General features: G+C 52.1%; 18 protein-coding genes. 7 read left to right on the plus strand and 11 right to left on the minus strand.

All coding sequences use genetic code 11. The annotated features are described in order from the left end of the window. Positions 1 to 167 precede the first annotated feature (167 nt). Positions 168 to 821 carry an isoprenoid biosynthesis glyoxalase ElbB gene (gene elbB / locus HV041_RS22830; protein ID WP_048213430.1) on the plus strand — a complete coding sequence of 218 codons (654 nt, stop codon included), beginning with the start codon at positions 168 to 170 and terminating at the stop codon, positions 819 to 821. Beyond that, positions 818 to 1537, plus strand: coding sequence for a monofunctional biosynthetic peptidoglycan transglycosylase (gene mtgA / locus HV041_RS22835; RefSeq protein WP_121585112.1), 720 nt, complete (start codon positions 818 to 820; stop codon positions 1535 to 1537). Before elbB ends, mtgA begins: the two co-directional genes overlap by 4 nt. Positions 1538 to 1548: 11 nt before the next feature. Here the strand turns inward: mtgA and npr are convergent, their stop codons facing one another. The 11 genes from npr to HV041_RS22890 form a co-directional block, all read right to left on the minus strand. Continuing rightward, complete coding sequence (npr, locus tag HV041_RS22840; protein ID WP_003828770.1) at positions 1549 to 1821, minus strand: PTS phosphocarrier protein NPr; 273 nt, start codon at positions 1819 to 1821, stop codon at positions 1549 to 1551. Further along, on the minus strand, positions 1818 to 2672 hold the full coding sequence (rapZ, locus tag HV041_RS22845; RefSeq protein WP_048213428.1) for an RNase adapter RapZ: 855 nt from the start codon (positions 2670 to 2672) through the stop codon (positions 1818 to 1820). The genes npr and rapZ overlap by 4 nt, the downstream gene beginning before the upstream one ends. Before the next feature lie 45 nt (positions 2673 to 2717). Continuing rightward, complete coding sequence (gene ptsN, locus HV041_RS22850) at positions 2718 to 3209, minus strand: PTS IIA-like nitrogen regulatory protein PtsN (protein ID WP_048213427.1); 492 nt, start codon at positions 3207 to 3209, stop codon at positions 2718 to 2720. Positions 3210 to 3292: 83 nt separating this feature from the next. Further along, on the minus strand, positions 3293 to 3580 hold the full coding sequence (hpf, locus tag HV041_RS22855; protein WP_005121327.1) for a ribosome hibernation promoting factor: 288 nt from the start codon (positions 3578 to 3580) through the stop codon (positions 3293 to 3295). Positions 3581 to 3602: 22 nt separating this feature from the next. After that, positions 3603 to 5036, minus strand: a complete 1434-nt coding sequence (gene rpoN / locus HV041_RS22860; RefSeq protein ID WP_048213426.1) for an RNA polymerase factor sigma-54 — start codon at positions 5034 to 5036, stop codon at positions 3603 to 3605. Between the two features lie 46 nt (positions 5037 to 5082). Next, positions 5083 to 5808: an LPS export ABC transporter ATP-binding protein gene (lptB, locus tag HV041_RS22865; RefSeq protein ID WP_048213425.1), complete on the minus strand. Its 726-nt coding sequence runs from the start codon at positions 5806 to 5808 to the stop codon at positions 5083 to 5085. Positions 5809 to 5814: 6 nt separating this feature from the next. After that, positions 5815 to 6369, minus strand: a complete 555-nt coding sequence (gene lptA / locus HV041_RS22870) for a lipopolysaccharide ABC transporter substrate-binding protein LptA (protein WP_048213424.1) — start codon at positions 6367 to 6369, stop codon at positions 5815 to 5817. Then, on the minus strand, positions 6338 to 6913 hold the full coding sequence (lptC, locus tag HV041_RS22875; protein ID WP_048213423.1) for an LPS export ABC transporter periplasmic protein LptC: 576 nt from the start codon (positions 6911 to 6913) through the stop codon (positions 6338 to 6340). The genes lptA and lptC overlap by 32 nt, the downstream gene beginning before the upstream one ends. Continuing rightward, on the minus strand, positions 6910 to 7476 hold the full coding sequence (kdsC, locus tag HV041_RS22880; RefSeq protein WP_121585111.1) for a 3-deoxy-manno-octulosonate-8-phosphatase KdsC: 567 nt from the start codon (positions 7474 to 7476) through the stop codon (positions 6910 to 6912). The genes lptC and kdsC overlap by 4 nt, the downstream gene beginning before the upstream one ends. 20 nt (positions 7477 to 7496) lie before the next feature. Continuing rightward, positions 7497 to 8483, minus strand: coding sequence for an arabinose-5-phosphate isomerase KdsD (gene kdsD, locus HV041_RS22885; protein WP_048213422.1), 987 nt, complete (start codon positions 8481 to 8483; stop codon positions 7497 to 7499). A 13-nt stretch (positions 8484 to 8496) separates the two neighbouring features. Then, positions 8497 to 9474, minus strand: coding sequence for a calcium/sodium antiporter (locus HV041_RS22890; RefSeq protein WP_048213421.1), 978 nt, complete (start codon positions 9472 to 9474; stop codon positions 8497 to 8499). Between the two features lie 214 nt (positions 9475 to 9688). Here HV041_RS22890 and mlaF point away from each other — a divergent pair, with 214 nt between their 5' ends. The 5 genes from mlaF to mlaB are packed head-to-tail and all read left to right on the plus strand — an operon-like array spanning position 9689 to position 12800. Further along, the gene (gene mlaF / locus HV041_RS22895) at positions 9689 to 10501 is read left to right on the plus strand and encodes a phospholipid ABC transporter ATP-binding protein MlaF (protein WP_048213420.1); all 813 of its coding nucleotides are present in this window, start codon (positions 9689 to 9691) and stop codon (positions 10499 to 10501) included. Positions 10502 to 10508: 7 nt separating this feature from the next. After that, positions 10509 to 11291 carry a lipid asymmetry maintenance ABC transporter permease subunit MlaE gene (gene mlaE / locus HV041_RS22900; RefSeq protein ID WP_048213419.1) on the plus strand — a complete coding sequence of 261 codons (783 nt, stop codon included), beginning with the start codon at positions 10509 to 10511 and terminating at the stop codon, positions 11289 to 11291. Positions 11292 to 11295: 4 nt separating this feature from the next. Beyond that, the gene (gene mlaD / locus HV041_RS22905; RefSeq protein ID WP_048213507.1) at positions 11296 to 11853 is read left to right on the plus strand and encodes an outer membrane lipid asymmetry maintenance protein MlaD; all 558 of its coding nucleotides are present in this window, start codon (positions 11296 to 11298) and stop codon (positions 11851 to 11853) included. Between the two features lie 18 nt (positions 11854 to 11871). Continuing rightward, positions 11872 to 12507 (plus strand): phospholipid-binding protein MlaC, encoded by a 636-nt coding sequence (gene mlaC, locus HV041_RS22910; protein WP_121585110.1) that lies wholly within the window; start codon positions 11872 to 11874, stop codon positions 12505 to 12507. Beyond that, positions 12507 to 12800, plus strand: a complete 294-nt coding sequence (gene mlaB, locus HV041_RS22915) for a lipid asymmetry maintenance protein MlaB (RefSeq protein ID WP_101741914.1) — start codon at positions 12507 to 12509, stop codon at positions 12798 to 12800. Before mlaC ends, mlaB begins: the two co-directional genes overlap by 1 nt. Positions 12801 to 12909: the final 109 nt, after the last annotated feature.

The raw sequence follows: 12909 nt of genomic DNA on the forward strand, positions 1-12909 counted from the left end.
AAATTATTATCATTGTTTACAAGGGCGCAGCCCTAATTTTCAGGCCGCACGCAGTTAAGATAGCAAATCTTAAATAATTTGTTACATGAATCAGTTAAATGTGTGAAGCGTGGCATTCTAATCAGAATTATTAATATGCTTCAGTCAGTTGCGAAAGGAGTATCACGATGAAAAAAGTTGGCGTAGTGCTCAGCGGATGTGGCGTGTATGACGGTGCAGAAATTCACGAAGCCGTACTCACGCTGCTGGCTATTGCCCGCAATGGCGCTCAAGCTATCTGCTTTGCCCCAGATAAACAGCAGGCGGATGTGATTAATCATCTGACGGGCGAGCCGATGCCGGAAACGCGCAATGTCCTGATTGAAGCTGCGCGTATTACGCGTGGTGATATTCGCCCCCTGGCCCAGGCGGTCGCAACGGAGCTGGATGCGCTAATTGTGCCTGGCGGGTTTGGCGCAGCAAAAAATCTGAGCAATTTTGCCAGCCAGGGCAGTGAGTGTCGGATTGATAGCGACTTAGCTGCTCTGGCGAAGGCGCTGCATCAGGCCGGTAAACCTCTTGGATTCATGTGTATTGCTCCTGCTATGTTACCTAAGATTTTTGACTTCCCGCTGCGTCTGACCATCGGTACTGATATCGATACGGCAGAAGTACTGGAAGAGATGGGCGCTGAACATGTGCCTTGCCCGGTCGATGACATTGTGGTTGATGAAGATAATAAAGTTGTCACCACGCCTGCTTACATGCTGGCGCAGGATATCGCCCAGGCGGCGAGTGGGATCGACAAACTGGTCTCGCGTGTTCTGGTACTGGCTGAATGAGAAAAGGGGCTACCGCCTTTCTGCGACGTCTGCTTCTGCGGGCGGTTATTGTCCTCGCCGTGTTTTGGGGCGGGGGTATAGCGATCTTCAGCGTGATGCCCGTTCCTTTCTCAGCGGTCATGATTGAGCGGCAGCTTGGTGCCTGGATACAGGGTAATTTCGGCTATGTGGCGCATTCTGACTGGGTCAGTATGGATGAGATATCACCGTGGATGGGGCTGGCGGTCATTGCCGCTGAGGACCAGAAATTTCCCGATCACTGGGGATTTGATGTCTCAGCGATAGAGAAAGCGCTGGCGCATAACGAACGTAATGAAAACCGTATTCGGGGTGCTTCGACGTTATCGCAACAAACGGCAAAAAACCTCTTTTTGTGGGATGGGCGTAGCTGGGTGCGCAAAGGGCTCGAGGCCGGGTTAACGCTGGGGATAGAAACCGTCTGGAGCAAGAAACGAATCCTGACGGTTTATTTGAATATTGCGGAGTTTGGCGATGGAGTATTCGGTGTGGAGGCTGCATCACAGCGCTATTTCCATAAACCCGCCAGCCGTCTTAGCCCGTCTGAAGCGGCATTGCTGGCGGCGGTGCTGCCCAATCCGTTACGTTTTAAGGCGAGTGCGCCTTCCGGCTATGTACGCAGTCGTCAGGCGTGGATCATGCGCCAAATGCGCCAGCTGGGCGGTGAGTCGTTTATGCGTGAAAATAAGCTGTATTAGTCGATGCTGCCCTAATCTTCATCAAACCCCGAATTAAACAGCGCAATCACGGCTGCCAGAGCCTCAACCTCCTGCGGACCCGTGGCTTCAACTTCTATCTGGCGTCCTTTGGCGGAATCCAGCATCAGCAGAGCGATAACACTGTTTGCCTCGGCTTCCGTCCCTTCATCATTACGCAGCAGAACTTCTGCTTCAAAACCCTGCATTAGCTCAAACAGTTTCATTGCCGGCCGGGCATGCATGCCCAGCTTATTCGTGATTTCAACAGTTTGCTTCACGGTCATGATTTGCGTTTTTCCAACGTACGATGGCGTGACTGCACGTTTTTACCGCGTGAGCGGAAGTAGTCTGCCAGTTGCTCTGCAATATACACCGAACGGTGTTTCCCGCCGGTACAGCCGATGGCTACAGTGAGGTAGCTGCGGTTGTTGGTCTCCAGCATGGGTAACCATAGCTCAAGATAGCTGCGAGTCTGGTAGATAAAATTGTGTACTTCTGTGTGTCTGTCGAGGAAGGCCGCGACGGGCCTGTCCAGACCGGTCATCGGACGTAGCTTTGGATCCCAGTGCGGGTTAGGCAGGAAACGGACATCAAAGACGTAATCCGCATCAATAGGGATTCCGTGTTTAAAGCCAAAGGACTCAAATACCATCGTTAATTCACGTTCACGTTTGCCCAGCAGTCGGGTACGTAACATTTCCGCCAGCTCGTGCACAGACATTTCAGAGGTGTCTACGATCAGGTCAGCGCGTGAACGCAACGGCTCCAGTAAATCGCTTTCTTTATCGATAGCGCTTTCCAGAGACAAGTTCTTGCTGGACAGCGGGTGTAAACGGCGCGTATCGCTGTAGCGGCGAATTAGCGTGTTACGGTCGGCATCAAGGAACAGCAGTTGCGGTGAGAAGCCTTCAGGCAGGTTACTCATGGCCTGCTCAAAAATCTCCGGGGATTCGGGCATGTTGCGCACATCAATGCTGACAGCCGCAGATATCTGGCGATCGGCGAGGGTTCGAGCCAGTTCGGGCAACAACACGACGGGAAGGTTATCCACGCAGTAAAAACCCATATCTTCCAGCGCTCGCAGGGCGACAGACTTACCTGACCCTGAACGACCGCTGACGATCATCAGTACCATGTACTGTTTCTCCTCACAACGACAGAAAAGGATGCCATTGGGTTGTTATGCTTCATCCTGTCCACCTTCGGTGTCAGTGATGATTTGATACAACTCCTGGTCACTCTGTGCGGCGCGCAGGCGACGACAGATGGTTTTATCTGCCAGGCGTTTGGCAACCAGTGACAACGTATGCAAATGCGTCTTGGTTTGGTCCGCCGGGACCAGCAGGGCGAAAAGCAGATCGACGGGTTGATTATCAATGGCATCGAACGCGATTGGCGTTTCAAGTTGAACAAATACACCAACCGCACGCAGGGTGTCTTCTTCCAGCTTTCCATGCGGAATGGCAATACCATTGCCAATACCGGTACTGCCCATTTTTTCGCGCGTCAGAATGGCTTCAAATACCACCTGAGGAGGCAAGCTGAGTTGTTTGGCCGCCAGTTCACTGATGATTTCCAGTGCGCGTTTCTTGCTTTGGCAGTGAACGGCCGCGCGCGTACATTCCTGGTTAAGAACATTGCTCAGTTGTAGAGTCGTATCGTTATTTGTCATAATTTCACCTAAGCGCTAACTGTACAAATGGCCCGTTGTGCTGCACAACAGGCCGTCCTGCACCCGCTAACTGCCCGGACAAGTTAGTGCTGTTTCAGTTTATCTTTATGTTTTGTTAACTGCCGAGCCAGTTTATCAATTAAACCGTCAATGGCGGCGTACATATCCTGACCTTCCGCGCTGGCATGAATTTCGCCACCGTTCACATGCAGTGTTGCATCCGAGATGTGTGTGACTTTCTCCACTTTCAACACAATATAGACCTGATTAATCCGGTCGAAATATTGCTCAAGCTTGGCAAACTTTGTGGTGACAAAGTCGCGCAGGGCCTCAGTGATTTCGACGTTATTTCCAGTGATGTTGAGCTGCATAGTGTCTTCCTTATCGGTTGGGTCAAACCAGCTGTTTGCGCTGGTTAGACGGCGGAATGGATAAAGACTCTCGGTACTTCGCAACGGTGCGGCGTGCCACCATGATACCCTGTTCTGACAACATAGAGGTTAACTTGCTGTCACTCAGCGGTTTCGCGGGGTTTTCCGCAGCAATTAATTTCTTCACCAATGCGCGGATAGCTGTAGAAGAGGCTTCGCCTCCACCTTCAGTGTTAACGTGACTGGAGAAGAAATACTTCAATTCAAAAATGCCGCGCGGACTGTGCAGATACTTTTGCGTGGTCACTCGGGAAATGGTCGATTCATGCATCTCGACGGCCTGGGCGATATCGGCCAGAACCATCGGTTTCATATACTCTTCGCCTTGCTCAAAGAAGGCTTGCTGTTGCTCAACGATACAGCGGCTAACGCGCAATAGCGTGTCATTGCGGCTTTCCAGACTTTTAATCAGCCATTTTGCATCCTGAAGGTTGCTACGAATGAACTGGCTGTCAGCATCATTGCGCGCGTTATTGCACAGGGCGGCGTAGTGTTGGTTGATCTGTAAACGCGGAATGCTGTCACTGTTGAGTTCGACTACCCAACGATCGTTATGCTTACGCACCAGCACATCCGGGATGACGTACTCTGGTTCACCGGTCTGGATAGATTGTCCAGGTCTTGGGTCAAGCGACTGGATAAGATTGACGGCTTCTTTCAGCACATCTTCTTTCAGTCGGGTTACGCGCATCAGGGTGCGGAAGTCGTGGTTGGCGAGCAGATCAAGGTGATCGCTGATGATCAGCCGCGCTTCTTCCAGCCACGGCGTGACTTTATCAAACTGTGAAAGTTGGATCAGTAAGCAGTCGCGGAGATCTTTTGCCGCCACGCCCACGGGATCAAAACGCTGAACGCGTTTAAGCACGGCTTCGATTTCATCGATACCGATGTCGTCATCGCCCATGCTGTCGAGAATGTCGTCCAGCGTGACGGTGAGATAGCCCGTTTCGTCGACTGCATCCACAATTGACGTGGCAATAGCACGATCGGTATCTGAGAATGGGGTCAGTTCCACCTGCCACATCAGGTAATCTTGCAGCGATTGCGTGGTTTCACCCTGATACACAGGCAGTTCGTCGTCAATGTAATCCCCGCTGGTGCCAGACGGCGTCCCTGCGGTGTAAATCTCATCCCAACTGGCATCCAGCGGCAGCTCTTCTGGCATCTCTTTTTGTTCGAGTGCGTCAGCCGTATCGAGGGATTCGCTATCCTGCTTTTCCTGGGTATCAATTTCGTCGTGAAGATCGGTTTGCTCGAGCAGTGGGTTACTTTCCAGCGCTTGCTGAAGTTCTTGCTGAAGTTCCAGCGTGGACAACTGCAACAGACGGATAGCCTGTTGTAGCTGAGGCGTCATCGCCAGTTGTTGGCTAAGCCTGAGTTGCAAACCTTGCTTCATGTTCAGAGTTGTTGTCTCCTGCGGTGACGTGAAGTCTACTACCCTATCAGAGTCTGAAGTCTTCCCCAAGGTATACGCGTTTAACGTGCTCGTCCTGCAGGATTTCTGTCGGCGTACCGTGTGCAATCAGGTGTCCCTGGCTCACAATGTAGGCGCGCTCACAAACAGCCAGCGTTTCGCGCACGTTATGGTCGGTAATCAGCACGCCAAGCCCGCTGTCGCGCAGGTGTTCAATAATACGTTTGATATCAATGACGGAAATTGGGTCAACACCGGCAAAGGGTTCATCCAACAGGATAAATTTAGGATTAGCGGCCAGTGCGCGGGCGATCTCCACACGGCGGCGTTCCCCACCGGAGAGTGCCTGTCCAAGGCTGTCACGCAGATGTTCGATATGGAATTCTTCCATCAGCTCATTGGCGCGATCTTCACGCTGCTCGCTGGAAAGATCGTCACGAATTTGCAGTACCGCCATCAGGTTATCAAATACGCTCAGGCGACGAAAAATAGAGGCTTCCTGCGGTAAGTAGCCGATGCCGCGACGCGCGCGCGCATGCAGGGGTAACAGACTGATATCTTCGTCATCAATGATAATGTTGCCCGCATCGCGCGGGACAATGCCGACAACCATGTAAAAGGTTGTTGTTTTGCCCGCACCGTTAGGGCCGAGCAGACCGACGATCTCCCCGGAGTTGACGGTCAGGCTGACATCTTCCACCACACGACGGCCTTTGTAGGCTTTTGCAAGATTCTTTGCAGTTAATGTTGCCATAACGAATCAGTTACCTTTTTTCTCTGCCGGAGCCTTGGTCTTGTTTTTGTCCTGCAATTGCGACGGAACCAGAACGGTGGTGACGCGTTTGCCTTTCTCACTGAAGGCCTGCATTTTCTGTTCTTTTACCAGATAGGTGATCTTATCGCCCGTGATGTTGCTATCGAGTTGTTCCAGATAAGCCTTACCGGTAAGGACGACGAAATCTTTTGCCAGCTCATAGTGCATCTGTGAGGCGCGGCCTTTAACCGGTTTACCATTGTCCTGCATCTGGTAAAAGGTCGCCGGATTGCCATAACCGTCAATCACTTCTTTACCGTCTTCACCGCCCGGACGCGTGACGACGACCTTATCGGCATTAATTTTGATCGTGCCCTGAGTCACGATGACATTGCCGGTAAACGTCACCACGTTGCCCTGCATATCCAGAGACTGCTGGTCCGATTCAATGTGGATCGGCTGCTCGGTATCGCCAGTGACGGCGAATGCCGGAATGCTGGCGGCCAGAAGTGAGCTGGCAAGCACAAGATTAAGGCTGAGTTTGTTTGTTTTGGATTTCATATGAGGTTCTAACCTTTTCAATCAGCTCGGCGTTCTTGCTGCGTAAGTTGCCGCGCATCTTCAGTCCGCTGGAGTTAAATGTTGTTCCATACAACGTGACCAGATCATCGGAAGTGACATCTTGCGTCACAAGGTTGATCTGCGCGTTATCGGTAGTAATTCTGCGTAGTTGAGAGTCAGGCACCAGCGCGTTAACCTCAACATGGCCATACAGGTACAGCATCCGATCGTTGGTCAATTTGGCTTTATCGGCCTTGATTGACCAGGTCGGTACTTTGTCCTTATCAAACGTGGTTAACACCGGTTGAGTGAACCACGAAACTGCTTGATCTGAATAATATTCAACGTGTTGCGCGATCAAATGATAGCTCAGCGCGCCCTCGGGGCTGTACACGACGGTGTCGGTATGCTCGCTCTTATAGGTTGGCTCGTTGTTATTAACGACAACCTGAGCGGTGTCGTCTTTGTCTGCCAGGTTAATACCAATCATCACAAGGACAGCCAGCGACAGTAGAATGATAACCCAACGTCTGGTTTTGCTCATATCGATTGCCCTTTGGCCTCATCCAGTTTGCCCTGCGCCAGCAGTAATAAGTCGCAGACTTCGCGCACTGCGCCGCATCCCCCGTCGATACGGGTGACGTAATCGGCCCGCGGGATCAGCAACGGATGAGCATCCGCTACCGCTACGCTTAATCCCACTTTTGCCATCACCGGCCAGTCGATCAGATCATCGCCAACATACGCCACATTCTCAGGCGCGATCGCCAGTTTGCTAAGCAGATCGCCAAAGGCAACCAGTTTGTCCGACTGCCCCTGATACAGATGTGTGATCCCTAATGTGGCACAGCGATCTTCTACAAGTTTAGCCTTTCGTCCGGTAATAATGGCAACCTCAATGCCGGAAGTGAGCGCGCAGCGAATTCCGTAGCCATCGCGGACGTTAAACGCCTTCAGCTCTTCACCGTTGTTGCCCATATAAATCAGACCATCAGACAGTACGCCATCCACATCAAGGATCAGCAGACGGATGTTTTCTGCCCTGGTGATGACGTCAGTGCTGACGGGTCCATAACAGGTCGCAAGCGACGCACCTGCTTTACTCATTTTCTTTATCCTTGAGTTTCTTACACTACACCTGCACGCAGCAGATCATGCATATGTAACACACCCAGTAACTGGTCGCCATCAGCAACCATTACCGAGGTGATATGGCGGGACTGCATTAAGTTCAGCGCATCAACGGCAAGAATCCCTGGACGCACGCGAATGCCCCCAGGGGTCATCACATCCGCAATGCCTAACTGGCGTACATCAACGCCCATATCGAAGACACGACGTAAATCGCCATCCGTAAAGATGCCGTCAATCTTCATCGCGTCATCGCAAATGACGGTCATGCCGAGATTTTTCCGCGTGATCTCCAGTAAGGCGTCACGCAGGCTGGCGCTTTTGGTCACATGCGGGATTTCGTCTCCCGTATGCATAATATCGTTAACGCGCAACAAAAGCTTACGCCCCAGTGCGCCACCAGGATGAGATAACGCAAAATCTTCTGCGGTGAAGCCGCGCGCTTTTAATAATGCCACCGCAAGGGCATCGCCCATCACCAGTGTTGCTGTCGTGCTGCTGGTCGGCGCCAGGCCTAACGGACAAGCTTCCTTGGGCACTTTAACACACAGATGGACATCTGCTGCACGCGCCATACTGCTTTCCGGACGACCCGTCATGCAGATAAGGGGGACATGCAGGCGTTTTAACACCGGAATTAACGCTGCAATCTCATTAGATTCACCGGAGTTAGAAATGGCAATCACGACGTCCTGCGGTGACACCATACCCAGATCGCCATGTGCGGCTTCGCCAGGATGCACAAAAAATGAGGGCGTGCCGGTACTGGCAAACGTAGCGGCCATTTTGCGCCCGATATGCCCTGATTTTCCCATTCCCATCACCACGACTTTGCCCGGGCAACTGAAAATCTTTTCACAGGCGAGGGTAAAGTTCTGGTTGATGTACTGATCAAGCTCCGCCAGGCCTTCACGTTCAATTGTCAGGACTTCCTTGCCTGCTTGCTGAAAGTCAAAACCCGGTTGCAACTCTAAGTGCGACATAATGCGTTTCCAGTTATCCAACGAGAAGTGGCGATAACCAATACAGCATCGCCAGCCATATGATAAAACCGCTGGTCAGAAGCGCCCCTGCGCCACGACCAATCTGGCGCGGACGTCGCCAGCAGAGTAATGCAAAAATAACGCTCACCAGCAGCATGACGCTGTAGTCCCGGACGAAGGCCATCGGGTTGACCTCGCCCGGTGTAATCAGTGCAGGTAACCCAAGAACGATAACAATATTAAAAATGTTAGCGCCGATGATGTTACCGACGGCAATATCGCTTTCACCTTTACGCAAACCTGCAATGGCGGTTGCCAGTTCTGGCAGGCTGGTACCAATGGCGACGACCGTCAAACCGATAGTAAGCTCGCTCATGGCAAAGTAATTTGCCAGTACAGTGGCGTTATCAACCACCATACGCGTTGCCATTGGCATAATGATCAGCGCTATCCCCAGCCATAAAAATGCGACAGGCAATCCGCCTTCGCGAGGCAGTTCCGCAACTTGCTCCCGAGTCAGGCTGTCATTGCCCTGGCGTTCTGCCAGACGGGCGATTTTAACAATGAATAGCAGCCATAGCACGGCCAGAAGCAGAAGAAAGAGGCCATCACTGCGGCTTAACTGCCCGTCATACAGAACGGACGCGGCCAAAATGCTTACCAGCAACATTAACGGTAATTCACGACGCAGAACATCGGAATGCACGGTAAAAGGATGAATGAGTGCTGACAGGCCTAAAATAAGAAGAATATTGGTGATGTTGGAGCCGATGGCGGTACCGACGGCTAAATCGAGCTGCCCATTCATTGATGCCGCAACAGAGACAATAATCTCAGGTAGGGATGTGCCGATGCTGACGACCGTCATTCCAATAATGATGGGGGGGATACCGAAGGTGCGGCATAAAATAGATGCAGCAAATACCAGACGGTCGGCACCGTAGACCACCAGAAGTAAACCAATTATTAACAGTGCCGTCGCTAAAAGCATCTAAAGTCCTTTCTTCAGGTATACTCGCCGGTCCACTTGAAGGATCTTCTGGAAGCCGTAACGAATTCTTAATTTTGACTTTATGCGGCTAAAAAGTAAAACAAATGCCAGCTTTCGCTAACCAGGACAGGCAATAATCTGTAAATATGTCGAGTTCAGGGCTAAATTGAGCGCCAACTCTTCGATCAACGAGGCAATAGTAAAGGATGAATCAATGGGTCAGTCTGTGGCGAATCTAGTCGATATGCGCGATGTCAGCTTTTCCCGAGGTGACCGCTGCATCTTTGATAATATTTCCCTGACGGTGCCGCGCGGTAAGGTGACGGCGATCATGGGGCCATCAGGCATCGGCAAAACGACGCTGTTACGTCTGATTGGCGGGCAGATCCCGCCAGATAAGGGCGAAATCCTGTTTGACGGCGAAAACGTCCCAGCCATGTCTCGTTCACGTTTGTACACCGTGCGTAAGCGCATGAGTATGCTGTTTCAGTCCGGGGCGCTGTTTACCGACATGAACGTGTTTGACAACGTCGCTTATCCACTGCGTGAGCATACGACGCTGCCCAAGGCGTTGCTCAAGAGCACGGTGATGATGAAACTGGAAGCTGTCGGCCTGCGTGGTGCGGCAAAACTCATGCCTTCTGAATTATCCGGGGGGATGGCGCGACGTGCGGCATTAGCACGCGCCATTGCGCTGGAGCCAGATCTCATTATGTTTGATGAACCGTTCGTCGGTCAGGATCCTATCACCATGGGTGTGCTGGTGAAGCTGATTTCAGAACTGAACAACGCGCTGGGCGTCACCTGCGTGGTGGTCTCTCATGATGTGCCAGAGGTACTGAGTATTGCGGATTACGCCTATATTATGGCGGACAAAAAGATAGTGGCCTACGGTAGTGCTCAGGCACTACAAGAAAATGCCGATCCGCGCGTGCGTCAGTTCCTCGATGGTATTGCCGATGGGCCGGTTCCGTTCCGCTACCCAGCGGGCGACTACCACACCGATTTACTCAAAACAGGGAGTTAAGCCACCCATGTTGTTAAATGCGCTGGCATCACTCGGACATCGGGGAATAAAAACCCTCAGGACGTTCGGGCGAGCCGGATTAATGTTGTTCAATGCGGTAGTCGGCAAGCCGGAGTTTCGCAAACATGCGCCGCTGCTGATCCGCCAGCTCTATAATGTCGGTGTCCTGTCGATGCTGATCATTATCGTTTCTGGCGTGTTCATCGGGATGGTGCTGGGATTGCAGGGATACCTGGTCCTGACAACCTACAGCGCAGAAACCAGTCTCGGTATGCTGGTGGCGCTGTCCTTGCTGCGAGAACTGGGGCCGGTTGTTGCGGCGCTGCTGTTCGCCGGGCGAGCCGGATCGGCGTTAACCGCGGAAATCGGCCTGATGCGGGCAACCGAACAGCTTTCCAGCCTGGAAATGATGGCGGTTGATCCTCTGCGTCGAGTGGTCTCTCCGCGTTTTTGGGCGGGTGTCATTTCATTGCCGCTGCTGACGATTATTTTTGTCGCCGTGGGGATCTGGGGTGGTTCACTGGTTGGCGTAAGCTGGAAAGGTATTGATGCCGGCTTTTTCTGGTCGGCTATGCAAAATGCCGTCGACTGGCGTCTGGATCTGGTCAACTGTTTGATTAAGAGCGTGGTGTTCGCCATTACGGTCACCTGGATTGCATTGTTCAATGGTTATGATGCGATTCCGACCTCCGCCGGAATTAGCCGGGCTACGACACGCACCGTTGTGCACGCCTCTCTTGCCGTTCTGGGGCTGGATTTTGTGCTGACCGCACTGATGTTTGGGAATTGAGTTCATGCAAACGAAAAAAAATGAAATTTGGGTTGGGGTATTCCTGCTGGTTGCGCTGCTGGCGGCGCTATTTGTCTGCCTGAAAGCGGCTAATGTGACCTCCATGCGTACTGAACCAACCTACACGGTTTATGCGACCTTTGATAATATCGGCGGCCTGAGAGAGCGCTCTCCCGTGCGGATTGGTGGGGTTGTTGTGGGGCGAGTTTCGGATATCTCGTTAGATCCCAAAACTTACCTGCCACGCGTAACGCTGGACATCGAATCGCGCTTTAACCATATCCCGGACACCAGCTCGCTGAGCATCCGCACCTCTGGTCTGTTGGGTGAGCAGTATCTGGCATTAAACGTGGGTTTTGAAGATCCTGAGCTGGGAACGTCTATCCTCAAAGATGGCAGTACGATTCAGGACACGAAATCTGCGATGGTGCTGGAAGATATGATTGGTCAATTCCTCTACAACAGCAACAGTAAAGGTGATGACAATAAGAATTCTGGCGATGCGCCAGCCGCAACTGAAGGCAATAATGAAGCCACTACGCCTGCGGGCGCAACGAAATAATCTCAGGAGAATCGACGTATGTTTAAACGATTGATGATGGTGGCTATGCTGGTCATTTCCCCACTTAGCGTGGCAACCGCAGCGGACCAGACTAACCCGTATAAACTGATGAATGAGGCGGCGCAGAAAACTTTCGATCGTCTGAAAAACGAGCAACCTAAAATTCGTTCCAACCCGGACTATCTGCGTCAGGTTGTCGATCAGGAGCTGCTGCCGTATGTGCAAGTAAAATATGCGGGGGCGCTGGTATTAGGGCGCTACTACAAAGAAGCTACGCCTGCGCAGCGTGACGCTTATTTCGCCGCGTTTCGCGAATACCTGAAGCAGGCTTACGGTCAGGCGCTGGCAATGTACCACGGTCAGACCTATCAGATCGCGCCGGAACAGCCGCTGGGTGATGCGACGATTGTGCCTATCCGCGTAACCATCATCGATCCAAACGGACGTCCGCCGGTGCGTCTGGATTTCCAGTGGCGTAAAAATTCTCAGACCGGTAACTGGCAGGCGTATGACATGATCGCCGAAGGCGTAAGTATGATCACCACCAAGCAAAATGAGTGGAGCGACCTGCTGCGCACGAAAGGTATTGATGGCCTGACCGCGCAGCTGAAATCTATCTCTCAGCAGAAAATCACCCTGGAAGAGAAGAAATAATGACGCAGTCACTCACCTGGACGCGTGAAGGTGACAAGCTGACGCTCGCGGGAGAGCTGGATCAGGACGTGTTAAATCCGTTATGGGATGCACGTATTGAGGCGATGAAAGGGGTCACCTGCATCGATCTGAGCCAGGTTTCCCGGGTTGATACCGGTGGTCTGGCATTGCTGTTGCATCTGGTTGACCAGGGCAAGCAACAGGGGAATCGCGTTTCGCTTACCGGTGTTAACGATAAGGTTTACACCCTGGCACAGCTTTACAATTTGCCTGACGACGTCCTTCCGCGTTAATTTTTGTAGGCCGGATAAGGCCTTGTGCCGCCATCCGGCAAAACCCCTGAAGGGGATCTGCCGCCAAAGCCTTGTCTGATTTATCAGCGAGGCTTTTTGCTTATTTATG

Source organism: Citrobacter sp. RHBSTW-00029, assembly GCF_014104295.1.
In the GTDB taxonomy this organism is placed as follows: domain Bacteria; phylum Pseudomonadota; class Gammaproteobacteria; order Enterobacterales; family Enterobacteriaceae; genus Citrobacter; species Citrobacter youngae.

Coding starts and splice junctions, on each gene's coding strand:
- elbB (WP_048213430.1), top strand. CDS start 168: ATGAAAAAAGTTGGCGTAGTGCTCAGCGGATGTGGCGTGTATGACGGT.
- mtgA (WP_121585112.1), top strand. CDS start 818: ATGAGAAAAGGGGCTACCGCCTTTCTGCGACGTCTGCTTCTGCGGGCG.
- npr (WP_003828770.1), bottom strand. CDS start 1,821: ATGACCGTGAAGCAAACTGTTGAAATCACGAATAAGCTGGGCATGCAT.
- rapZ (WP_048213428.1), bottom strand. CDS start 2,672: ATGGTACTGATGATCGTCAGCGGTCGTTCAGGGTCAGGTAAGTCTGTC.
- ptsN (WP_048213427.1), bottom strand. CDS start 3,209: ATGACAAATAACGATACGACTCTACAACTGAGCAATGTTCTTAACCAG.
- hpf (WP_005121327.1), bottom strand. CDS start 3,580: ATGCAGCTCAACATCACTGGAAATAACGTCGAAATCACTGAGGCCCTG.
- rpoN (WP_048213426.1), bottom strand. CDS start 5,036: ATGAAGCAAGGTTTGCAACTCAGGCTTAGCCAACAACTGGCGATGACG.
- lptB (WP_048213425.1), bottom strand. CDS start 5,808: ATGGCAACATTAACTGCAAAGAATCTTGCAAAAGCCTACAAAGGCCGT.
- lptA (WP_048213424.1), bottom strand. CDS start 6,369: ATGAAATCCAAAACAAACAAACTCAGCCTTAATCTTGTGCTTGCCAGC.
- lptC (WP_048213423.1), bottom strand. CDS start 6,913: ATGAGCAAAACCAGACGTTGGGTTATCATTCTACTGTCGCTGGCTGTC.
- kdsC (WP_121585111.1), bottom strand. CDS start 7,476: ATGAGTAAAGCAGGTGCGTCGCTTGCGACCTGTTATGGACCCGTCAGC.
- kdsD (WP_048213422.1), bottom strand. CDS start 8,483: ATGTCGCACTTAGAGTTGCAACCGGGTTTTGACTTTCAGCAAGCAGGC.
- HV041_RS22890 (WP_048213421.1), bottom strand. CDS start 9,474: ATGCTTTTAGCGACGGCACTGTTAATAATTGGTTTACTTCTGGTGGTC.
- mlaF (WP_048213420.1), top strand. CDS start 9,689: ATGGGTCAGTCTGTGGCGAATCTAGTCGATATGCGCGATGTCAGCTTT.
- mlaE (WP_048213419.1), top strand. CDS start 10,509: ATGTTGTTAAATGCGCTGGCATCACTCGGACATCGGGGAATAAAAACC.
- mlaD (WP_048213507.1), top strand. CDS start 11,296: ATGCAAACGAAAAAAAATGAAATTTGGGTTGGGGTATTCCTGCTGGTT.
- mlaC (WP_121585110.1), top strand. CDS start 11,872: ATGTTTAAACGATTGATGATGGTGGCTATGCTGGTCATTTCCCCACTT.
- mlaB (WP_101741914.1), top strand. CDS start 12,507: ATGACGCAGTCACTCACCTGGACGCGTGAAGGTGACAAGCTGACGCTC.